This window comes from Streptomyces antnestii (genome assembly GCF_004005495.1).
GTDB lineage: Bacteria > Actinomycetota > Actinomycetes > Streptomycetales > Streptomycetaceae > Streptomyces > Streptomyces antnestii.
Map to the genome: position 1 here is coordinate 206277 of NZ_RZYA01000002.1, position 19928 is coordinate 226204.

A 19928-nucleotide genomic window follows, 5' to 3' on the forward strand; every position below is an offset into this window, starting at 1 on the left:
GTACCCCTTTATTCGAACGTGTGAGCTAATCGGCTGGACGTGAACACACCACGTCCTGCGAGACTGGGCTTGTGGACGAGATGAGGCGTTTCCGTCGGGCGGCCGGGGTATGGGCGGCGCGTGGAGGGGAGAACGGGCCCGCGGCCGGCGAGGCCCGGGAGCTGGCGGCCGCAGCCGGTGTGCGCACGGCCGTCCTGGTCGAGGGGGAGAGCGACCTGGTCGCCGTCGAGGCACTGGCCCGGCGCCGCGGACGTGGACTCGACGCGGAGGGCGTCGCGGTGCTGCCGCTGGGCGGGGCGATGAGCATCGGGAGGTTCCTCGCCGTGTGCGGGCCGGACGGGCTCGACGTCCCGGTCGCCGGACTGTGCGACGCGGGGGAGGAGCACTACTTCCGGAGCGTCCTGGAACGGACCGGGCCACGCTCCCACCTCACCCACGCGGACATGGAGGAGCTCGGCTTCTATGTGTGTGTCGCGGACCTGGAGGACGAGCTGATCCGCTGCCTCGGCGTGGACACCGTGCAGGAAGTCCTCGACGTGGAGGGCGACTTGAGGTCCTTCCGCACGTTCCAGAAGCAGCCGGCGCAGCGGGACCGGGGCGTGGACCGGCAGCTGCACAGGTTCATGGGCACCCACAAGGGCCGCAAGGCGCAGTACGCCCGCGCCCTCGTCGGGCGGCTCGACCTCGACCGGGTGCCGCTCCCCCTGGACAAGCTCCTGGCGCACGTCTGAGGCCCTGCCCGGCCCCGCTGTGACGTGATCGCCCACGTCATGACCGCCCGCTCACACGGGCAGCAGCCGCGCGATCAGCGCGCTCAGCTGCTGGGCGTTGCGGCATTCATGCATCTCGACGATCTCCGCGTACGTGTCGGCCGCCGAGTCGCCGGTGTCCCACAGCGCGCGCCGCTCGGGGTTGAGCCAGTACACCTTGCGCGCGCGGGCCGCGATGTCCCGCAGCGCCCCCGTGTTGGGGTCGCTCATGTTCGTACGGGCGTCGCCCAGGACGAACACCGTGCTGCGCGGGCCGACCGCGTCCGCGTACCGCTCGGCGAACTCGCCCAGTGACGTGCCGTAGTCGCTGCTTCCGTGCCAGCCGGTCACGGCCGCCGCCGAGAGGATGCGCGCGCTGAGTCCCTCCGGCCCGGCCGCGTCGCGGCCGATGAGGTCGGTCACCTCGTCGACGCGGTTGACGAAGGCGAACACCCGCACCTTGCTGAACTGGTCGTGCAGCGCCTGCACCAGCAGCATCGTGAAGTTGGCGAACCCCGCGACCGAGCCGGACACATCGCACAGGAGGACCAGTTCGGGACGGGCGGGACGGCGACGGCGCAGGACGGGGCGCATCGGGACGCCGCCCGTCGACAGGGAGCCGCGGAGCGTGCGGCGCAGGTCGATCCGTCCGCGCGCGGCCCGGCGCCGGCGGGAGGCGAGGCGGGTGGCCAGCTTGCGGGCCAGGGGCTGAACCGCCCGGCGCAGCTCGTCCAGCTGGGCGCGCCCCGCGATGAGGAAGTCCACACGGTCGGCGGTCGGTGCGATCGCACGGCGGGCGATCTCGTCGGTGCCGCGACGCTCGGCGACGCGACGCCGCGCCTCGGTCGCCACGCGCTCGCGGAACGCCTGGATGCGGCGGCGGATCTCGTCCGCCTGGAGCCGGTCGGTGAACTCGTCGTCAACGGTGGCCCCGGCCCGGATCCCGGCCAGGATCCGGGCGAGCAGGGTCTCCGGCCGCAGCCGGGCGAGCGTCTGGTGCGAGGACCAGCCGTCCGAGCGGTCCGACGGACCCGATCCTCCGGACCCTCCCGAGCCGCCGGCCCCGTTCGCCGTGCCGTAGCCGCCGAGGCCGTCCACCGCCTCGGCCGCCAACTGGTCCAGCAGTTCCTGGTCGTTGGCGGCGAGGGCCGCGGCGAGCCGCTCGCGCAGGTCGGCCGTGTCGGAGTCCCGCCACGCACGCCGGGCGCCCGGCTCGTGCCGGGTGTCCTGCGGGGCGCCGACACTCCGGGGAAAGTACAGCTCGAAGACGGGGTCGAAGACCGCCCGCTGCCCCTCGCTGTGCAGCAGAGCCGCCGCCAGTCCCTCCCGCAGGTGCTCGCGGTCGGTCAGGCCGAGCGCCTCGACGGCGAGCCCCGCGTCGACGGTCTCGCCGGTGCCGATCCGCACGCCGTGCGAGCGCAGCGCCTGTACGAGGGCGGTGAGCCGCTCCGGAACACCCGCCGCGGGCGCGGTCACACGGCGTCCAGGTCCAGCTTGGCCGCCGCCTTCAGCACGTCCTCCTGATGCTTGAGGACGACGCCGAGGGTGTCGCGAACGACCTCCTCGTCGAGGGTTCCGGCGCCGAGGGCGAGGAGCGTGCGGGCCCAGTCGATGGTCTCCGCGACCGACGGCACCTTCCGCAGGTCCATCGCACGCAGCGCGCCGACCACCCGCACCACGGCCTGCGCCAGCGCCTCGTCGAGACCCGGCACCTTGAGCCGTACGATCCGGCGCTCCAACTCCTCCTCGGGGAAGCCGATATGGAGGAACAGGCAGCGGCGGCGCAGCGCCTCGGACAGCTCGCGGCTCGCGTTGGAGGTGAGGACGGTGAACGGGCGGCGCGTCGCGCTGATCGTGCCGAGCTCGGGCACCGTGACCTGGAAGTCGCTGAGCACCTCCAGAAGCAGGCCCTCCACCTCGACGTCGGCCTTGTCGGTCTCGTCGATGAGCAGCACCTTCGGGTCACTGCCACGGATCGCCGTCAGCAGCGGGCGCGGCAGCAGGAACTCCTCGCTGAAGATGTCCGTACGGGTCTCGTCCCACGACTCGTCGCGGCCCGCCGTGATGCGCAGGAGCTGCTTGGCGTGGTTCCACTCGTACAGCGCGCGGGACTCGTCCACGCCCTCGTAGCACTGGAGCCGCACGAGGGTGGCGCCCGCGACCTCGGCGACCGCCTTGGCCAGTTCGGTCTTGCCGACGCCCGCGGGGCCCTCGACGAGGAGCGGCTTGCCGAGGCGGTCGGCGAGGAAGACGGTGGTGGCCACCGCGGGGGACGCCAGGTAGCCCGTCGCGGCGAGCCGCGCGGACACATCGTCGACGGACGTGAAGTACCCGGACGTCATGCGTGAACCCCCTCCTCGTGCGGCGCTGCGCGCCGACTGTCCCGGCCACTGGACCAGTTCCGTGACGGGCTCCACAACAGGGACGCGGAGTTTGCGTCGTAGGTCACGTGCCACAGCCGTACGGAACGCCCGAACCGGCCTCTCCTCGTGGGCCCGAACTGCTGGGTCTCAATGCGAGACCCTCGTATGCTGTCGGTATGAGGCGGACCTCCTTTGCCAACTGGCCCTGCTCCATCGCCCGCACCATGGACCTGCTCGGCGACTGGTGGACGCCGCTCGTCCTGCGTGAGGCGTTCTACGGGATCAAGCGGTTCGACGTGTTCCAGGAGGAGCTCGGCATCGCGCGCAACACCCTGGCTGACCGGCTCCGGCGCCTCGTGGACGAGGGGCTCATGGAGAAGCGGGCCTATCAGCAGGAACCCGTCCGCTACGACTACGTCCTCACGGACATGGGACGCGACTTCTTCGGCGTGCTCGCCGCCATGAACAGGTGGGGCGACCGCTGGCTCGCGGAGGAGGCCGGACCGCCCGTCGTGTTCCACCACGACCGGTGCGGCCAGGAGGGCCACGCCGAGGTCGTGTGCAGCGAGTGCAAGGAGCCGATGACGGCCGAGAACACGCGGCCCCGTCTCGGCCCGGGTTATCCGCCCCGGCTGGCCGAACGCCCTGACATCAAGGCGCGTTTCGCCGGCTGACCTCCCGTGGTCCGGCCCCTGTCGACCCTCTTGACGAGTGAGTCTATCTACGCAACTCTCATGGTCAGGGCCGCTTTCTACGGACCCGGCACAGTGAACTTCCGCAGACGGAGAGGTAACCGGCAATGGAGTGGACGGGCGCGCGCTACGCCGACAAACCGACGGTCGAGGTCCGCAGAAGGGTCCTGGCGTCGCCGGACCGGGTGTGGGAGTTCGTCTCCGACATCAATCTGATGCCCACGCTCAGCGCCGAACTCCAGTCGGTCGACTGGCTGGACGGGGCGGCGGGCCCCACGCTCGGCGCGCGGTTCGCCGGACGCAGCAAGCACGAGTCGCTGGGGGAGTGGCAGACCACCTCGTACGTCGTCCGGTGCGAGGCGCCCCGCGTGTTCGCCTGGGCGGTCGAGGACCCCGAACATCCGAGCTCCCTATGGAAGTTCACCCTGACACCGCTCGACGACGGCGGCACCGAGCTTGCCCAGTGGATGCAGCTGGGCCCCGGCCGCTCCGGGCTCTCGTACGCGATCGACCGGATGCCGGAGAAGGAGCAGAAGATCGTGTTCGTGCGGTTGAGGGAGTTCGAGCGGAGCATCACCGCCACGCTCGACGCGATCAAGGACCTGGCCGAGGGCGGGCCCGCTCCGGAAGGGCGGGGCGAGTGATGCGTACCTCCACGACGATCGAGGCCTCGGGCGGCAGTTGGCGCGAGACGGTCGACTTCGTGACCGAGGCCGAACGGCTCGGGATGGACATCTGCTGGGTGGCCGAGGCATGGGGCTCGGAGGCCCCCTCGCCGCTCGGATACCTGGCGGCGCGCACGGAGAGGATGCTGCTCGGCTCCGGGATCATCCAGCTGGCCACCCGCACCCCGGCCGCGATCGCCCGCGCGGCGATCACCCTCTCCAACATCTCCGAAGGCCGCTTCCTGCTCGGACTCGGCCCGTCGGGACCCCAGGTGATCGAGGGGCTGCACGGGGTACCCTTCGCGCGGCCCCTGACCCGTATGCGCGAGACCGTCGAGATCGTCCGGCAGGCGGTGGCGGGAGAGAAACTCGCTTACGAGGGAGGGGAGTTCACCCTCCCGCTTCCCGGCGGCGAGGCGAAGCCGATGCGCCTGTCGATGCGCGCCGAGTACGACCTGCCCATCTATCTGGCCACGCTCTCGCCCAAGATGCTGCGGCTGACCGGCGAGATCGCGGACGGCTGGCTCGGCACGAGCTTCGTGCCCGAGGGCGCGCAGGGGGCCTACTTCGACCATCTGGACGCCGGGCTCGCCGCGGCCGGCCGTAAGCGGTCCGACCTGGACGTCTGCCAGGGCGCCGAGGTGGCGTTCGCCGACGACGAGGACGCGCTGCGCGCGATGGTCGCGGGCCGCAAGAAGGAACTGGCCTTCAGCCTGGGCGGCATGGGATCCGCGACCACCAACTACTACAACAACGCCTACAGCAGGCAGGGCTGGGCCGACACGGCGGCCGAGGTCCGCGCCCGCTGGCAGGCGGGCGACCGCGACGGCGCCGCGGAACTGGTCACCGACGACATGGTCCTGGCCACCACCCTCATCGGCACCGAACCCGTGATCCGCGAACGCCTGCGGGTCTGGAGCGCCGCGGGCGTCGACACGGTCCGCCTCTACCCGGCCGGCGACACACTGGAGGCCCGCCTCACCACGCTGGGCAGGGCGCTGGACCTCGTACGGGACGTGGGGCGCGGGGTGTGAGGACGCGCGGGGCGTGGGGATGCGCGGGGCGTGGGGATGCGCGGGGCGTGGGGATGCGCGGGGCGGTCAGGCGGGGGTCAGGACGGCCTTTCCCGTCAACTCGCGGCGCTCCAGGGCGCGGTGGACATCCGCCGCTTCCGTCAGGGGGCGGACGGCGCCCACCGCCGTGTCGATCGACCCGTCGGCCGCCATGGCCAGCAGACGCCGCAGGCTCTCGCGGTACCAGGTGTGGTCCGCGCTCAGCTCGTTGGGAACCATGCTCAGTGCCGCGCGCCGCCCGGGCCGCAGGTTCATCAACTTGACCCGGGCCGCGCCCCGTACGGTGTCCGCGACCATCCGGCCCGGCCTGCCCGAGAACGCGTAGCTCACCAGCACGCCCCCAGGGGCGCGAAGCCGGTACCCACGGCCGACGCTGGTGGTCAAGGGCCGTACGGTGGCCCTCCACACGGCCGGGCGCATGGACTGATCCTGGACGGGGCAGGGCCGGGCGGTCCGTCGCGTATCGCCCGGCCCCGCCGTCCGTGTGACCGGCTACCCGAGCACCCTCCCCAGCGCGGCGAGCGCCGACTCCAGCTCTTCGCGGGTGATCGTCAGGGGCGGGGCCAGGCGGATCGTCGAGCCATGCGTGTCCTTGACCAACACGCCTTCGGCCAGGAGGAGTTCGCTGATCCGGCGGCCCGTGCCGATGGCCGGGTCGATGTCGACGCCCGCCCACAGCCCCCGGGCCCGGAAGCCCGTGACACCCTTGCCGGTGAGGGCTTCGAGGCCGTTGCGCAGCACCTCGCCCAGGTCCGCCGCCCGGCGCTGGAACTCGCCGGTGGCCAGCAGGTCGACGACGGCGGAGCCGACCGCCGCGGACAGCGGGTTCCCGCCGAACGTGGAGCCATGCTCGCCGGGCCGCAGCACCCCGAGGACGTCCCGGCCCGCGACGACCGCGGACACCGGCACGATGCCGCCGCCGAGCGCCTTGCCGAGCAGCAGCATGTCGGGGCGTACGGACTCGTGGTCGACGGCGAGGGTACGGCCCGTGCGGCCGAGGCCCGACTGGATCTCGTCGGCGATGAACAGGCAGCCCGCCCGCCGGGTCAGGTCACGCACGCCGGTGAGATAGCCGTCGTCCGGGATGACGACCCCGGCCTCGCCCTGGATGGGTTCGAGCAGGACGGCGGCCGTCGTCTCGTCGATCGCCGCTTCCAGCGCCGCCAGGTCGTTGTACGGGACGACGCGGAAGCCCGGCGTGAAGGGCCCGAACCCGGCGCGGGCCGACTCGTCGGTGGAGAAGCTGACGATGGTGGTCGTGCGGCCGTGGAAGTTGCCGTCGGCCACGACGATCGTCGCCCGGTCCGCCGGGACGCCCTTGACCTCGTACGCCCACTTGCGGGCGACCTTGACGGCGCTCTCCACGGCCTCGGCGCCCGTGTTCATCGGGAGCACCATGTCGAGGCCGGTCAGCTCCGCGAGGCCCTCGGCGAAGCCGGCCAGGCGGTCGTTGTGGAAGGCACGCGACGTGAGCGTGAGCTGGTCGAGCTGACGGTGGGCGGCCTCGATCAGGGCCGGGTGGCGGTGGCCGAAGTTGAGCGCCGAGTAGCCGGCGAGGAGGTCGAGGTAGCGGCGGCCCTCGACGTCCTCGACCCAGGTGCCCTCGGCACGGGCGACGACCACGGGCAGGGGGTGGTAGTTGTGCGCGAGCACCGGCGCCTCGGCGCTGATCAGCTCGGCCGACGAACGGGCGGTCCGGACGGGGGCGACGGTCATGAACGGATCTCCTGGGTGCAGCACTTGATGCCTCCGCCGGCCTTGTGGAACTCGGACAGGTCGACGGGGACGGGGACGTAACCACGCTCTTCGAGCTGGGCGACGAGGCCGGTCGCCTGCGGGGCCACGAAGACGTGGCGCCCGTCGGAGACGGAGTTGAGGCCGAAGGCCATGGCGTCGTCGCGGGTGGCGAGGACGGCGTTCGGGAAGAGGTGCGCCAGTACCTCGCGGCTCCCTGCGGAGAAGGCGTCGGGGTAGTAGGCGATGTTCCCGTCGTTCCCGTCGTCCGCGGGGTCGTTGAGGGCGAACAGGGCGGTGTCCAGGTGATAGAAGTACGGGTCCACCAGGCGCAGTCCGACGACGGGTACGCCGAAGAACTCCTGCGCCTCGTCGTGCGCGGCCCGCGACGTGCGGAACCCGGTGCCCGCGAGGACGTAGCGCCCCACGGGGACGAGATCGCCCTCGCCCTCGCAGACCGACTCAGGGCGGTGCACGTCGTAGCCCGCGGCCTTGAACCACGTCTCGTACTCGGCGGACTCCGGGCGCCGCTGCTCGGCGTGGAAGTTCGAGCCGAGCACGCGGCCGCCCACGACGAGCGCCGAGTTCGCGGCGAAGACCATGTCCGGCAGGCCCGGGACCGGCTCCACGGTCTCGACCGTGTGGCCGTGCTCGCGGTAGGTCCCGATCAGGTTCCGCCACTGCGCGAGGGCCAGCGCGGTGTCGACCCGCACGTCTTCCCGCATCCACGGGTTGATCGCGTAGCGAACGTCGAAGTATCGGGGTTCGCAGACCAGATAGCGCCTGGACACAGACGGGTACCTCCGCTTCCTTGCGGGACGACGACCAGGGGTGTCCCCCAACGGTAAGAAGCGGCGGTCGCGCTCGACAAGGACATTTAGTTGCGTGCCCCCGCAGGAATGCTGCGTAGATCGCCTGGTCAGTGAAGGTTCGCTGCGTCGTCGGGGGCCGCCTCACGGGCGCCGGCCTCCGCGCTGTCCGGCAGCAGGTGGGACAGGACCATGTAACTGATCGTCTTGCGGATGAACGGCTCGGCCCTGATCCGCTCCAGGACTTCCTCGAAGTGGCCCACGTCCGTGGCCCTGACGTGCAGCAACGCGTCGGCGCCACCCGTCACGGTCATCGCCGAGGTGATCTCCGGATGGTTGCGCACGACCTCCGCGAGCCGGCGGGGCGGCGCCGCGCCGTCGCAGTACACCTCGACGAACGCCTCGGTGCTCCAGCCGAGCGCGGCCGGCCGGACCGTCGCCGTGTAGCCGGTGATCACGTCGTTCTCCCGCAGCCGGTCGGCGCGCCGCTTGACCGCCGTGGCGGACAGGCCGATGGCCGCGCCGATCTCCGCGAAACTCGTCCTGGCGTTCGCGATGAGCGCCGCGACGATCTTGCGGTCGAGATCGTCGAACGCCACGTGCTTGCTGTTCATGGCCGGTGGTCCTTCTCGTGCTGGTCGTGGAGGCGCAGGGCGGCGCCACGGCTACGGCGCTCCCGGGCGCCGCTGCGACGCGCGCCCGGTCAGCCGTACGGTATCCAGCGGCTTCCACCCTCCTGCTCGGCCGGGGGGCTATTTGATCAGGGCGTTGGCGACCACGACGATCAGGCCGAGCAGTGAGTCACCGACCCCGAGCAGGAGCGATCTCGCCCAGGTGCGGCCACTGACGCGCGCCGCCGTGAGGCCCCAGGCGAAGAGCAGGGCGACGTTGAAGCCGAGGGCCACGTACTCGATGCCCGCGTAGTTCCACCAGCCGAGGCCGGCTCCGAAGAGCATCACGAGCGTGGGCACGGTGGCGAGGAGGAGCGGCCACTCCTCGGCGAGCGCGCGCACCGCGGCGACCGCCCCGTGGTGGGTCTCGTCGCCGCGCCGGGCGATGAGGTGCGCGTAGCCGTGGGCCAGGGCCGAGGCGGCCGCGGTGATCAGGAGCCACTGGGCGTCGTACATGCGGTCCGCGCGCGACGCCCGGCCGTACTGGGTGAGCGCCGCGACCATCGAACTCGCGAGGACGGCGCCGTAGACGCCGCCGAACAGCACGTTGGGCCGGGCGGCGACGCGGCTCAGGCCGCGGAGGGGGTGGCGGGTGGTCATGGCGCGTTCCTCGGGTGGCGTCCGGGGCCGGTGGTGCGGCCACTGTCACCCCCGTCCGCACGCTGGACCGAGGCGACACGCGTGGCATGTCCCGGTTTCGCCCGCGCTCTGGAGCGTGAAGCTACGCGGTGGAGTGGGGCGGCGCTTTATTGAAGTTGAGTCCAGGTTCAGGTACGTTGCGGATGCTTCCCGAACCAGCCACCGTTCCGGCGTCCCGCCGACGGGGTTCCCACCACGCGCGCCGGATCCCAGAGATGCGGCGCCGGCAGGAGGCCGTGTCTTGAGCACCCGAATCAGCGCCGTCCTCTTCGACTTCGGGGGAGTGCTGACCACCAGCGTGTACGAGGCGTTCGAAGCCTTCGGCGCCGCGCTCGGCGTCGACCCACGGCTGCCCCTCCGCCTGCTCGCCAAGGACGAACAGTCCGGCGCGCTGCTCGTCGCGCACGAGGAGGGACGGCTCGGCCAGCGGGAGTTCGAGGACGGCTTCGCCGAGCGGCTGCGGGCACACGGCGCCGACATCCAGGGGGCCGGACTCCTGTCCCGTATGCAGCAGGAACTGCGCCCGGACCAGGCGATGCTCGACCTCGTCGCCGAGGTGCGCGGCGCGGGGCGTCCCGTGGGGCTGCTCTCGAACTCCCTGGGCGACGATTGCTACGCCGGCTTCGATCTGGAGTCCATGTTCGACGCCGTGGTGATCTCCGGCGACATCGGCGTACGCAAACCGTCCCGGCGGGCCTACGCCGTCGCGTGCGAGCGACTCGGCACCCGGCCCGAGGAGACGGTCATGGTCGACGACCTCGAACACAACATCGTCGCGGCACGACGGGCCGGCCTCGCCGGGATCGTCCACCGTGAGGCGGCCACGACCGCCGAGGAACTGCGGAACCTGCTGCGCGTGTGACATGCCGCCGGGCACGCGCGACGAGCCCGGCTCCCTGTCGCGCCGGCTCACCGCCCCCGAAAATCCAACCCCCGTGAGGAGAACCCGCGTGTTCGAACTGACCGACAGGGCCAAGGAGTACCAGGAGAAGCTGCTCGCCTTCATGGACGAGCGCGTCTACCCGGCGGAGGCGGTCTACGAGGCGCAGATGGCCGCGTCCGGCGATCCGCACTTCCACCCGCCCGTCCTCGAAGACCTCAAGGCCGACGCGAAGAAGCGCGGGCTGTGGAACCTCTTCCACCCGCACCCCGAGTGGGGTCCGGGCCTCACCAACCTCGAGTACGCCCCACTCGCCGAAATCATGGGCCGCAGCGCCCACTTGGCCCCCGAGGCCACCAACTGCAACGCGCCGGACACCGGCAACATGGAGGTTCTCACCCTCTTCGGCACCGAGGAGCACAAGGAGAAGTGGCTGCGGCCGCTCCTCGACGGCGAGATAGCGTCCGCCTTCGCCATGACCGAACCCGCCGTGGCCAGCTCCGACGCCACCAACATCCAGCTCCGGATGGAGCGCGACGGCGACGACTACGTCCTCAACGGACGCAAGTGGTGGACCTCGAACGCCCTGCACGCGAACTGCAAGGTGCTCATCGTGATGGGCAAGACCGAACCCGAGGCCGCGACGCACCGTCAGCAGAGCATGATGGTGGTGCCCGTCGACACCCCCGGCGTCACGGTCCTGCGCAACCTCCCGGTCTTCGGCTACCAGGACCGGGAGGGTCACGCCGAGGTCGTCTTCGAGGACGTCAGGGTGCCGGTGACCGCGCTGCTCGCCGGAGAGGGCGACGGCTTCATGATCAGCCAGGCACGTCTCGGCCCCGGCCGCATCCATCACTGCATGCGCGCGATCGGCATGGCAGAGCGCGCCCTCGACCTGATGATCGACCGCGCGCAGTCGCGTACGACGTTCGGTGAGCCCGTCGCGAACCGGGCCAACATCCAGGACTGGATCGCCGAGTCCCGCATCGAGATCGACATGGCCCGGCTGCTCACCCTCAAGGCCGCCCACCTCATGGACACCGTCGGGAACCGGCACGCGCGCACAGAGATCGCGGCCATCAAGGTCGCCGCGCCGCAGGTCGCCCTGAAGGTCGTCGACCGCGCCATCCAGGTGCACGGCGGAGGCGGGGTCAGCAACGACTTTCCGCTCGCCAGCATGTACGCGCACCTGCGCACCCTCCGTCTCGCCGACGGCCCCGACGAGGTGCACAAGCGCACCATCGCGATGCGGGAACTGCGCCGCAGGGAACCGCAGTGGGGCCGCACCCGCTGACGGTCCGGCACCGGAGCGGCGGTGCGGGGGCGCGCGGGGGGCAAGGGGCCGAGGCGGTCGCCGTGCACCGACGGTGTGCGAAGATCGCCTCGCTCCCGTAGGGGTGAGCAGCGCAGGCAAGCTTTTTCGTACCGATGAGCAGTGCAGGCGAGCAGAGGAAGGACCCACGCCATGACCACCCGCGGCCACGCACCGGACGGCGAGGACATCCCCTCGCTCGCCGACACCTCCGCGCTGCGCGAACCCCCCGCCACCGCGCGCGGCGCCCGCACTCGCGCCGCGCTGGTGGCCGCCGCCCGCGTCGTGTTCGAACGCGACGGCTACCTGGACTCGCGCCTCACCGACATCACCGCCGAGGCCGCCTGCTCGACCGGCACGTTCTACACGTACTTCGCCGGCAAGGAGGAGATCTTCCAGGCGGTGCTCGAAGTCGCCCAGGACGACATGCTGCACCCGGGCATGCCGCGCCTCGACCCCGAGGACAGTTCGCCGGTCGACGTGATCGAGGCGAGCAACAGGGCCTACTTCGAGGCGTACAAGCGCAACGCGAAACTCATGCTGATCCTCGATCAGGTCGCCGCCGGCGACCCCGGGTTCCGGGAGGTGCGCAGGCGCCGCAGCCGCGCCTTCGCCGACCGCAACGCGCGCGCCATCAAGGACCTCCAGGACCGCGGCCTCGCGGACCGCACTCTCGACCCCCTGATGGCGGCGCGGGCGCTCTCGGGCATGGTGAGCCGCATGGCCTACTACGCGTACGCCCTCGGCGAGGACCACCCGCTCGACGAGCTCGTCGAGACGTCCACGACGCTCTGGGCCAACGCGCTCAAGCTCGACCGGAACGCCCGGTAGGGACCGCTTCGGGGTTCGCGGCCGCGTGCGGGCGAGCGCCGCGTACACGCCGATGGCCAGGGCCTCCTCCGCGACCCAGCCGGCGCCCAGCGTCTCCACTTTCTCCGCCGTCGCCTCGCCGCAGCGCCCCGCGCCGGAACCGGCACGCCTGTCAGTCCCGCTTGCCCTTCTTGTGCTTGCCCTCGCCATCCCCCGGGTTCTCCCGCTGAGGGGCGGGCTGCGGGTCGACCGTCTGTGACGGGGCGACGCCGGTGTCCGCGGGCTGGGCGTCCGACGACGGCTCGGTGACCGTGGAGTCCTGCGCGGACGAGGTGGGTGACGGGTCCGTCGGGGTGGTCGCGGTGCTGTCGTCGGGCGCGAACCACGCCATGCCGATCAGAAGGGACGCGACGAAGAGCGCGGCCGCGGCGACGGCCCCGATGGTTCTCGGCCGGCGTCTCGCCGCCGCCGCGACGCCACGCCGGGTGCCCCGGCGCGCCGCCCGGCCGGACGACGGCAGCTGGTACGTCGTGGCGGTCGTACGGATGTCCGGGGCGGACGGCAGGTGGCCGGGGTGCGGCGGCGCGGGCGCCACCGGCACGGTCTCCGGGAGCGGTTCGGGACGGCCCCGCCAGGCCCCCGAGCGGAACCAGTCCGTCACCTCCTGGGCGGTCGGCCGGTCCTCGGGCTGCTTGGCCAGCAGGCCGAGCAGATAGTTCTCGAACGACGGAGGCAGCCGGATCCCGAGCCGGCCCGGAGGCACGGGCGCCGCGTCGACGTGCTGGTAGAGCAGGCCTGTCGCGGTGTCGGCCCGGAACGGCGGGTTCCCGGTGAGGAGTTGATAGAGGACACAGCCCAGCGAGTACACGTCGGACGGCGGGCCCGCGTTCTTGCCGAGGGCGCGCTCGGGCGCCAGGTACAGGCCGGTGCCGACGATCTGGCCGGTGGTGGTGAGCCCGGCGGCCGGGTCGTCCAGGAAGCGGGCTATGCCGAAGTCGCCCAGCTTGACCGTGCCGTCCGCGGTGACCAGCAGATTGCCCGGCTTGATGTCCCGGTGCACGACACCCTGGCGGTGGGCCGCCGCGAGCCCCGCCGCCGCACCGGCCGCGATGTCCGCCACCCGCTCCGGGGCGAGACGCGCGCCGCCGGAGGTCTCCTGGGCCAGACTGCCGCCCTCGACGAGCTCCATGACGAGATAGAAGCGGTGCTCCCACGAACCGAAGTCGTAGACACCGACCACGTGCGGATGGCTGAGCGAGGACGAAGTCTGCGCCTCCATACGGAACCTGGCGGCGGCGGACGGATCCGAGTCCTGGGCGATGAGCAGCTTCACGGCCACGGGCCGGCCCAGCATCTCGTCGGTGGCCTCCCACACCTCGCCCATACCGCCGCGGCCGACGGTTCTGTGCAACCGGTACCGATCCGCCAGCAACACTCTGCGCACCACCCTTGATCGACGGCCCCGTCAAATTGGTTGCCACGGAACGAACTTCGCCCCGCGCGAACGCGAGGACGAGCGGGAGGGGTGTGGCGGGAACAAGGATAAGGCGCGCCGGGAGCAGTTGATCACACCGAGCCGGGCGCCGGCCCGGTGTGCGGGTGTGGGATGCCGTACGCGAGTGCTCACACCGGCGCCCTTCGCCGTGTCACGGGCCGGTCCGGAAGTTGCCGGCGCCGACCCGGGTGCGGGCCAGGGGGCCGTGGCGCAGGAGTTCGGCCAGGCCCTGACGGGTGGCGGCGAGCACCACGCGGTCCTCGGGACGCAGCACGTAACCGGGGTGGAGGTCCCACACAAGCCCCGTGGGGCGGTCGGGATCGTCGTCGTCGGGAGACGCCGCGAGGTCGGGCCGCCGCTCGCCGGGCGCGGTGGCGTCGAGGGCGATCACGCGCCAGGAACCGGCCCGGAACGAGTCGGCGACGGTGAGGCCGTCGAGATGCGGGTGCCCGGCCACGTCGAGGGCGGCGAAGAGAAGGACGCTGCGCTCCACGGGGATGGCGCCCAGGATCTGGCGGCCCATCATGGCGCCCGCGAACGCGGGAGCGGCCAGGGCGGAGACGCTGCGGCTGCGGGTCAGGGCGAGGGGATACGCGGAGCGGAGCGTGCGGTAGACGGCCGTCGCGAACGCGTCGTCGAACAGGCGCAGCGCCACCCGCAGGTCGGGCTTGACCGAGCGCGCGTGCAGGGCCGCTTCGAGGTTGGTGATGTCGCTGCTGGTGAGGGCGAGCAGGGCGTGGGCGCGATGCACCTTGGCGGCTTCCAGGACGCCTTCCTGGGTGACGTCGCCGATGACGGTCGGCACGCGCAGGCGGCGGGCCAGGGCGACGCCGCGCGCCTCGGGGTCCTCCTCCACGCAGACGACGGGGATGCCGAGTTCCCGCAGGCGGGCCAGGACGCGGGTGCCGATCTTGCCCAGGCCGAGGAGCACGACGTGCCCGGACAGGCCGCGTGGCGGACGGCGCAGCGCGGACGCCGTACGGAACGTGCCCAGGGCTTCGAGGACCGCCGCGAGCAGCACGGGCAGGAGCAGCAACCCCGCGAGACCCGTGAGGAGTTGGAGGAGCTGGCGGGCGAGGGGTTCACCGATGGCGGGGTCGTCGATGGCGAACAGGTCGAGGAGCGTGAGGTATCCGGCGTGCAGCGGATGGTCGTCCGTGGTGGCCCAGGAGGCGACGGCGAGGCCGAGGACGCTCGTGACGAGGCCGGCGACCGACCAGCGAAGGCGCCGCGAGAACAGCGAGCCGAGCGGCATACGGCGGCTGCCCAGGCTTCCGTTCGGGGCGGCCACGTCCGTGGGCGAGACGGTCTCCAGGACCACCGTGCCCCGGCCGGTGGCCGCCGCCACAGTACGTTCGTCGGGCAGCAGCAGCGGGCCCTCCGCGCCGCCGGCGTCCGAACCCTCGGCGCCGGCGGGGTCGTTGGCGGTCGCGGACAGCAGGGCGAGGGTGCACAGGCCGGGGTCGGCGACGGCGCCCGGGCCCGGCGGCGTGCGCTCCACGGCGCGCAGGAGGAGACCGTCGGCCTGGACGACCTTGCTGGTGCCCGCGACGGCGGTGGCCGCGAGCGCGGGAGCCGCGGTGTCGGCGTCGGACAGGACGGTGGTGGTCGTGTCCAGGGCCTCGGGGTCGAGCCCGGGGGAGGAGAGGACGGCGGCCTGGTCGAGCAGGTTCTCCAGCTGCTGGCCGAGCTTGCGGTTGTAGAGCCGGATGACCAGGCGGAGCTGGGGGTTGAGGCGGCGGGCGGCGAGCGCGGCCCGGATGTTCGTCTCGTCGTCGCCGTGCACGAGGGCCAGGGCCGCCGCGCCGGCCACGCCCGCCTCGGCCAGCGCCTCCTCGTCGAGTACGGGTGCCTCCATCACGCGGGGCGGCGGGACACCGTCGTCGTCCGGGGCGGACGCCGTGCGGCTCACGGCGGCCTGGATGCGGGTGAGCAGAGCGGCCGCCCGCACCCGTCCGGCCGGGCCCGCGCCCTGTCGCGTGACGCGGACGGAGGGCACGACGACGGTGACGCGCTCGCCGTACACGGCGCGTAGTTCGGCGGCGAGCCGCTCGGCGAGTGCGTCGCCGCCGCACACGATCATGTGGCCGGACGGCGGGTCCTGTGGGGGCTGGCGGGGCACGGTGGTCATGGCCACAGTCAAGTGGACGCAGCGGCGGGAAGGCGCGCCGGGCCCTGTTTGTGCGCAGGTGGGCGTGTTGCCGCCCGGGGCGGCGGGTCTGCACGGGTGCGGTCGGACGGGGGTGAGAGTCCTGACGCGCACGCATACGAGGGGCCACGCATACCCGGGCCCACGCATATTTGGGGCGCGGCCCCGGCCGGTGTCAGCCCGTCACGCCGTCGCCCGGCCGGTGTCAGCCCGTCGCGCGGTCGCCCGGCAGGCGCCACCCGTGGTCGACCGGGCCGATGCCCGACCCGAGCGCGAACCCGGCGGCGATCGCCCCGGTCACGTACTCCTTCGCCCGGCGCACGGCGTCCGGCACGGGCAGGCCCTGCGCGAGACCCACGGCGACGGCGGAGGCGAGCGTGCAGCCCGTGCCGTGCGTGTGCCGGTTGTCGTGGCGCGGGGCGCGCAGCCAGTGCTCCTCCGTGCCGTCGGTGAGCAGGTCCACGGCAGCCCCGGGCAGATGGCCGCCCTTGACGACCACCCAGCGCGGCCCGAACGACAGAAGCCGTGCCGCGGCCCGGCGCATGCCGTCGTCGTCCGTGACGCTGAGCCCGGTCAGCTGCGCCACCTCGTCCAGGTTCGGCGTGGCCACCGTCGCGACCGGCAGCAGCTTCGTCCGCACCGCGTCGAGCGCGTCCTCGGCGAGCAGCGGATCACCGTGCTTGGACACGCTCACCGGGTCGACGACCACGGGGGCGTCCGTGCCGGCGAGCAGTTCGGCGACGGTCTCGACGAGCGCCGGCGAGGACAGCATGCCGGTCTTGACGGCCTGGACGCCGATGTCGTCCACGACGCTGCGGTACTGCGTGCGCACCGCCTCGACGGGGAGTTCCCAGGCACCCTGGACGCCGAGGGAGTTCTGCGCGGTGACGGCCGTCAGGACGCTCATGCCGTGGGCGCCGAGTGCCAGCATCGTCTTGAGGTCGGCCTGGATCCCGGCGCCGCCGCCCGAGTCCGATCCGGCGACGGTCAGGACGCGGGGCGGCGCGACGCCCGCGGCGCGCGTGGGGACGGTCATGCCGGGTTCTCCTCAAGAACGGCAGCGGCGGTCGCGCGGCGCAGCCTCAGCGGCGCGTACACGGCGAGTGCGACGACGAAGGCGACGTAGTACGCGAGGTCGGCGCCGTGCAGCGCGTCCGCGACCGGGCCCACGTACAGGCCGCTGTCCATGAACGGAACCGCCGCGGCGAAGGCGGCGACGAAGGCGACGAGACCGGGCCACCACGGCTGCGGCCGGGCGCTCTCGGCGGCGAGGTCGACCGGCGCCCCGCCGCGCTCCCTGCCGCGCGCGAACCAGTCGACGGCCACGACCGCGACGAAACCGGGGATCCAGTAGCCGACGAACAGCAGCACGTTCTGGAAGCGGGCCGCGGTGTCGGCGGCGTGCATCCACAGCACCAGCGGGAAGCCGAGCACCGCCGCGAGAGCCGCGGCGACCGGCCGCGGGACACGGACGCCGATCGTCTGCAGCGCCAGCGATCCGCTGTAGTCGTTCATGGCGTTGCTGCACAGGGCGGCGAGCGCCACGGCCAGCAGCCCGAACGAGCCGAGCACGCCCCCGCCGAGCAGCTTGTCGACGCCCTGGGCGGTCTGGTCGGTGAAGACGGAGGCACCCCAGAGCCCGAGCGCCTGGACGGCGACGAAGGAGACGGTGACCCCGAGGAGCGTGTACCAGAACATCCGCTTACGGGAGGTGGCGGCCGGAAGATACCGGCTGAAGTCGCTCGCGTACGGGGCCCAGGACAGGGACAGGCTGAGCGCGATCGTGCTGGTGAGGACGAACGCGCCGGCGCGGTCGGCGCCCTGCGCGGCCCCGGTGGCGGCGGGGTGCACACCGTCGAGGAGCTTGACGGCCAGGACCGCGAAGGCGGCGGCCAGGACGAACGTCATCAGCTTCTGGAGGCGGTGGATGGCCTCGTAGCCGAGCACGCCGAGCGCGCCCTGCGCCGCCATCATCACCAGGACCCCCAGCCAGAACGGCCAGCCGCACAGCCGGGCGAGCGCGTCCCCGCCGAACAGGCCGATCAGCGCGTCCCAGGCGACCGACGACAGCCACTGCAGGGCGCCGGGCACCGCGACGGCCCGGCCGAACGCGAGCCGGGCGAGCGGGAGCTGGCCCGCGCCGGTCACGCTGCCCCACGTACCGAGATACGCGGTGGGGACGGCGCCCACGAGGGTGCCGACGACGACGGCGGCGAGCGCGGTGGCGAAGTCCAGGCCGAGGACGATCCCGACGGTGCCGGTGAAGACACCCGTCATGGTCAGGTTCGGGGCGAACCACACGGTGAAGAGACGTCCGGCGCCGCCGTAGCGGTGGCTCTCGGGGACCGGCGTGATCCCGCGCGCCTCGACGCGCAGGTCACCGGGCGCGGCGGGCATCCGCCCGTCGAAGACGGAGCGCGGTCCGGCGGCGCCGGTGCTGCTCGGGGCATGGGGCAATGACATTGGCTGACATCCCTCCGCCAGTGCTAACTGGTTCAGGTTCGACGGGTGTGATCTCAGCCCTCGTTCGGGGCACCCCGTGTCCGGTACGTCGGCAAGGGTAACCGCCCCGCTCCGGAGCCCGCACCAAGGGTCCCCCGGAGCCCCACGGCCCCCTGAAAATCGTTCGAGCCCCGCGGCGCACCCTCGTACGGTGATCGTTTCGACGACCACGGAGGACGGGACACGATGGGGCAGCATCACGGATGGGCCGACGAACGCTTCGGGGCGGTCGCCGACGTGTTCGCGCGGAACTTCGACGAGTTCGCCGAACTGGGCGCCGCAGTCACGGTGTTCGTGGGCGGCCGCAAGGTCGTCGACCTGTGGGGCGGGACCGCGGACGGGCCGAGCGGGCGTGCCTGGGAACAGGACACCGTCGTCCCGGTCTTCTCCTGCGCCAAGGGCCTGGTGAGCCTCGCCGCCCATCTCCTCGCGCAGGAGGGGAGGCTCGACCTCGACGCGCCCGTGGGCCGCTACTGGCCGGAGTTCGCCCGGCACGGCAAGGAGGACATCACCTGCCGCATGGTCCTCGGCCACCGCGCGGGAATACCCGCACTCGACCGGCGGCTCGGCTTCGAGGAGATCGCCGCGTGGACGCCCGTGATCCGGGCGATCGAGGAGCAGCAGCCGCTGTGGGAGCCCGGCACCGCGTACGAGTACCACGGGCATGTCTTCGGCTTCGCCGTCGGTGAGGTGATCCGGCGCATCACCGGCCTCACACCGGGGGCGTACTTCCGGCACACCGTCGGTGACCCACTGGGGGTGCGGGCCTGGATCGGGCTGCCCGCCGGAGAGTGGGGAAGCGTGGCCCGGCTCGTCGAGGCCGAGGGGCGACCCGCGATGCCGGGACCCGAGCATCTGCTGACGCGCATCGTGACGATGAACGGCGCGCTCGTCTTCCCCGGCCTCGACGAACCCCACGGCTGGAACGACCCGGCCCTGCACGCCATGGAACTCCCGGGAGCGGGCGCCGTCGCCTCCGCGAGCGGCCTCGCCGGTCTGTACGCGGCCGCCGTGACCGGCGTCGAGGGAGGGGAACGGCTGCTCACGCCGGACACGGTGACCGATGCGCTGCGCGAGGTGTCGTCCGGTGCGGGCTGGCTCGGCTTCGACGCCGGTGCGCGCTGGGGCTCCGGCTTCCTGCTCGACTCACCCTCGTTCCGCCCGATGCTCGGCGCGCGCAGCTTCGGGAACGACGGCGCGGGCGGCCAGTTCGCCTTCGGTGACGACGAGTTCGGGGTGGGATTCGCCTATGTGGCGAACCGCATGATCGGCCACGGCGACGCCCGCGCCAACCGCCTGATCGCGGCGGTGCGCGAATGTGTCGGCGGGTGACGCGGGCGGTGTGGAGGCGGCGCATGGCCGCCCCCGGGTGCTCGCACCTTTGC

19 protein-coding genes and 1 riboswitch are annotated in these 19928 nt (G+C 72.6%); of the genes, 8 read left to right on the forward strand and 11 right to left on the reverse strand.

What is annotated here, in order from left to right; translation table 11 throughout:
* Positions 1-71: 71 nt before the first annotated feature.
* Positions 72-731 carry a TOPRIM nucleotidyl transferase/hydrolase domain-containing protein gene (locus EOT10_RS05710; RefSeq protein ID WP_431313259.1) on the forward strand — a complete coding sequence of 220 codons (660 nt, stop codon included), beginning with the start codon at positions 72-74 and terminating at the stop codon, positions 729-731.
* Positions 732-782: 51 nt separating this feature from the next.
* On the opposite strand, the gene EOT10_RS05715 is transcribed toward EOT10_RS05710, so the two are convergent.
* Both EOT10_RS05715 and EOT10_RS05720 read right to left on the reverse strand, forming a co-directional pair.
* Positions 783-2225: a VWA domain-containing protein gene (locus EOT10_RS05715; RefSeq protein WP_127826943.1), complete on the reverse strand. Its 1443-nt coding sequence runs from the start codon at positions 2223-2225 to the stop codon at positions 783-785.
* Complete coding sequence (locus EOT10_RS05720) at positions 2222-3091, reverse strand: AAA family ATPase (RefSeq protein WP_127826944.1); 870 nt, start codon at positions 3089-3091, stop codon at positions 2222-2224. The genes EOT10_RS05715 and EOT10_RS05720 overlap by 4 nt, the downstream gene beginning before the upstream one ends.
* Before the next feature lie 197 nt (positions 3092-3288).
* On the opposite strand from EOT10_RS05720, the gene EOT10_RS05725 reads away from it, so the two are divergent.
* From EOT10_RS05725 to EOT10_RS05735, 3 genes are all read left to right on the forward strand, one after another.
* Positions 3289-3786: a winged helix-turn-helix transcriptional regulator gene (locus EOT10_RS05725; RefSeq protein ID WP_127826945.1), complete on the forward strand. Its 498-nt coding sequence runs from the start codon at positions 3289-3291 to the stop codon at positions 3784-3786.
* 125 nt (positions 3787-3911) lie between these two features.
* Positions 3912-4448 carry an SRPBCC family protein gene (locus EOT10_RS05730; protein ID WP_127826946.1) on the forward strand — a complete coding sequence of 179 codons (537 nt, stop codon included), beginning with the start codon at positions 3912-3914 and terminating at the stop codon, positions 4446-4448.
* Positions 4448-5503 (forward strand): LLM class flavin-dependent oxidoreductase, encoded by a 1056-nt coding sequence (locus EOT10_RS05735; protein WP_127826947.1) that lies wholly within the window; start codon positions 4448-4450, stop codon positions 5501-5503. The genes EOT10_RS05730 and EOT10_RS05735 overlap by 1 nt, the downstream gene beginning before the upstream one ends.
* A 66-nt stretch (positions 5504-5569) precedes the next feature.
* Here EOT10_RS05735 and EOT10_RS05740 read toward each other — a convergent pair whose 3' ends face one another.
* From EOT10_RS05740 to EOT10_RS05760, 5 genes are all read right to left on the reverse strand, one after another.
* Complete coding sequence (locus EOT10_RS05740) at positions 5570-5926, reverse strand: zinc-binding dehydrogenase (protein WP_223280821.1); 357 nt, start codon at positions 5924-5926, stop codon at positions 5570-5572.
* Between the two features lie 108 nt (positions 5927-6034).
* On the reverse strand, positions 6035-7258 hold the full coding sequence (gene rocD, locus EOT10_RS05745; RefSeq protein ID WP_127826949.1) for an ornithine--oxo-acid transaminase: 1224 nt from the start codon (positions 7256-7258) through the stop codon (positions 6035-6037).
* On the reverse strand, positions 7255-8067 hold the full coding sequence (gene ddaH, locus EOT10_RS05750; protein WP_223280822.1) for a dimethylargininase: 813 nt from the start codon (positions 8065-8067) through the stop codon (positions 7255-7257). The genes rocD and ddaH overlap by 4 nt, the downstream gene beginning before the upstream one ends.
* A 128-nt stretch (positions 8068-8195) precedes the next feature.
* A complete protein-coding gene (locus EOT10_RS05755; protein WP_127826950.1) occupies positions 8196-8699 on the reverse strand; it encodes an Lrp/AsnC family transcriptional regulator in 504 nt (167 codons plus the stop codon).
* A gap of 138 nt (positions 8700-8837) precedes the next feature.
* Positions 8838-9356 (reverse strand): hypothetical protein, encoded by a 519-nt coding sequence (locus tag EOT10_RS05760; RefSeq protein ID WP_127826951.1) that lies wholly within the window; start codon positions 9354-9356, stop codon positions 8838-8840.
* Positions 9357-9636: 280 nt separating this feature from the next.
* Here EOT10_RS05760 and EOT10_RS05765 point away from each other — a divergent pair, with 280 nt between their 5' ends.
* The 3 genes from EOT10_RS05765 to EOT10_RS05775 all read left to right on the forward strand — a co-directional run bounded on the left by EOT10_RS05765 (position 9637) and on the right by EOT10_RS05775 (position 12418).
* A complete protein-coding gene (locus EOT10_RS05765) occupies positions 9637-10257 on the forward strand; it encodes an HAD family hydrolase (RefSeq protein WP_223280823.1) in 621 nt (206 codons plus the stop codon).
* A gap of 88 nt (positions 10258-10345) precedes the next feature.
* The gene (locus tag EOT10_RS05770) at positions 10346-11569 is read left to right on the forward strand and encodes an acyl-CoA dehydrogenase family protein (RefSeq protein ID WP_223280824.1); all 1224 of its coding nucleotides are present in this window, start codon (positions 10346-10348) and stop codon (positions 11567-11569) included.
* Between the two features lie 171 nt (positions 11570-11740).
* Positions 11741-12418: a TetR/AcrR family transcriptional regulator gene (locus tag EOT10_RS05775; protein WP_127826954.1), complete on the forward strand. Its 678-nt coding sequence runs from the start codon at positions 11741-11743 to the stop codon at positions 12416-12418.
* 151 nt (positions 12419-12569) lie between these two features.
* Here EOT10_RS05775 and EOT10_RS05780 read toward each other — a convergent pair whose 3' ends face one another.
* The 4 genes from EOT10_RS05780 to EOT10_RS05795 all read right to left on the reverse strand — a co-directional run bounded on the left by EOT10_RS05780 (position 12570) and on the right by EOT10_RS05795 (position 18504).
* Positions 12570-13808: a serine/threonine-protein kinase gene (locus EOT10_RS05780; protein ID WP_488803546.1), complete on the reverse strand. Its 1239-nt coding sequence runs from the start codon at positions 13806-13808 to the stop codon at positions 12570-12572.
* Positions 13809-14043: 235 nt separating this feature from the next.
* Complete coding sequence (locus EOT10_RS05785) at positions 14044-16023, reverse strand: potassium channel family protein (RefSeq protein WP_223280825.1); 1980 nt, start codon at positions 16021-16023, stop codon at positions 14044-14046.
* A 223-nt stretch (positions 16024-16246) separates the two neighbouring features.
* On the reverse strand, positions 16247-17077 hold the full coding sequence (gene thiD / locus EOT10_RS05790; protein WP_127826957.1) for a bifunctional hydroxymethylpyrimidine kinase/phosphomethylpyrimidine kinase: 831 nt from the start codon (positions 17075-17077) through the stop codon (positions 16247-16249).
* Positions 17074-18504 carry a purine-cytosine permease family protein gene (locus EOT10_RS05795; protein ID WP_127826958.1) on the reverse strand — a complete coding sequence of 477 codons (1431 nt, stop codon included), beginning with the start codon at positions 18502-18504 and terminating at the stop codon, positions 17074-17076. Before EOT10_RS05795 ends, thiD begins: the two co-directional genes overlap by 4 nt.
* Positions 18497-18591, reverse strand: a riboswitch (TPP riboswitch). (Overlaps the previous gene by 8 nt.)
* A 138-nt stretch (positions 18592-18729) precedes the next feature.
* Between EOT10_RS05795 and EOT10_RS05800 the strand changes: the two genes are divergently transcribed.
* The gene (locus EOT10_RS05800) at positions 18730-19875 is read left to right on the forward strand and encodes a serine hydrolase domain-containing protein (protein WP_127826959.1); all 1146 of its coding nucleotides are present in this window, start codon (positions 18730-18732) and stop codon (positions 19873-19875) included.
* Positions 19876-19928: the final 53 nt, after the last annotated feature.

Coding starts and splice junctions, on each gene's coding strand:
- EOT10_RS05795 (WP_127826958.1), bottom strand. CDS start 18,504: ATGTCATTGCCCCATGCCCCGAGCAGCACCGGCGCCGCCGGACCGCGC.
- EOT10_RS05725 (WP_127826945.1), top strand. CDS start 3,289: ATGAGGCGGACCTCCTTTGCCAACTGGCCCTGCTCCATCGCCCGCACC.
- EOT10_RS05800 (WP_127826959.1), top strand. CDS start 18,730: ATGGGGCAGCATCACGGATGGGCCGACGAACGCTTCGGGGCGGTCGCC.
- EOT10_RS05775 (WP_127826954.1), top strand. CDS start 11,741: ATGACCACCCGCGGCCACGCACCGGACGGCGAGGACATCCCCTCGCTC.
- EOT10_RS05755 (WP_127826950.1), bottom strand. CDS start 8,699: ATGAACAGCAAGCACGTGGCGTTCGACGATCTCGACCGCAAGATCGTC.
- EOT10_RS05785 (WP_223280825.1), bottom strand. CDS start 16,023: ATGACCACCGTGCCCCGCCAGCCCCCACAGGACCCGCCGTCCGGCCAC.
- EOT10_RS05735 (WP_127826947.1), top strand. CDS start 4,448: ATGCGTACCTCCACGACGATCGAGGCCTCGGGCGGCAGTTGGCGCGAG.
- EOT10_RS05720 (WP_127826944.1), bottom strand. CDS start 3,091: ATGACGTCCGGGTACTTCACGTCCGTCGACGATGTGTCCGCGCGGCTC.
- EOT10_RS05730 (WP_127826946.1), top strand. CDS start 3,912: ATGGAGTGGACGGGCGCGCGCTACGCCGACAAACCGACGGTCGAGGTC.
- EOT10_RS05760 (WP_127826951.1), bottom strand. CDS start 9,356: ATGACCACCCGCCACCCCCTCCGCGGCCTGAGCCGCGTCGCCGCCCGG.
- rocD (WP_127826949.1), bottom strand. CDS start 7,258: ATGACCGTCGCCCCCGTCCGGACCGCCCGTTCGTCGGCCGAGCTGATC.
- thiD (WP_127826957.1), bottom strand. CDS start 17,077: ATGACCGTCCCCACGCGCGCCGCGGGCGTCGCGCCGCCCCGCGTCCTG.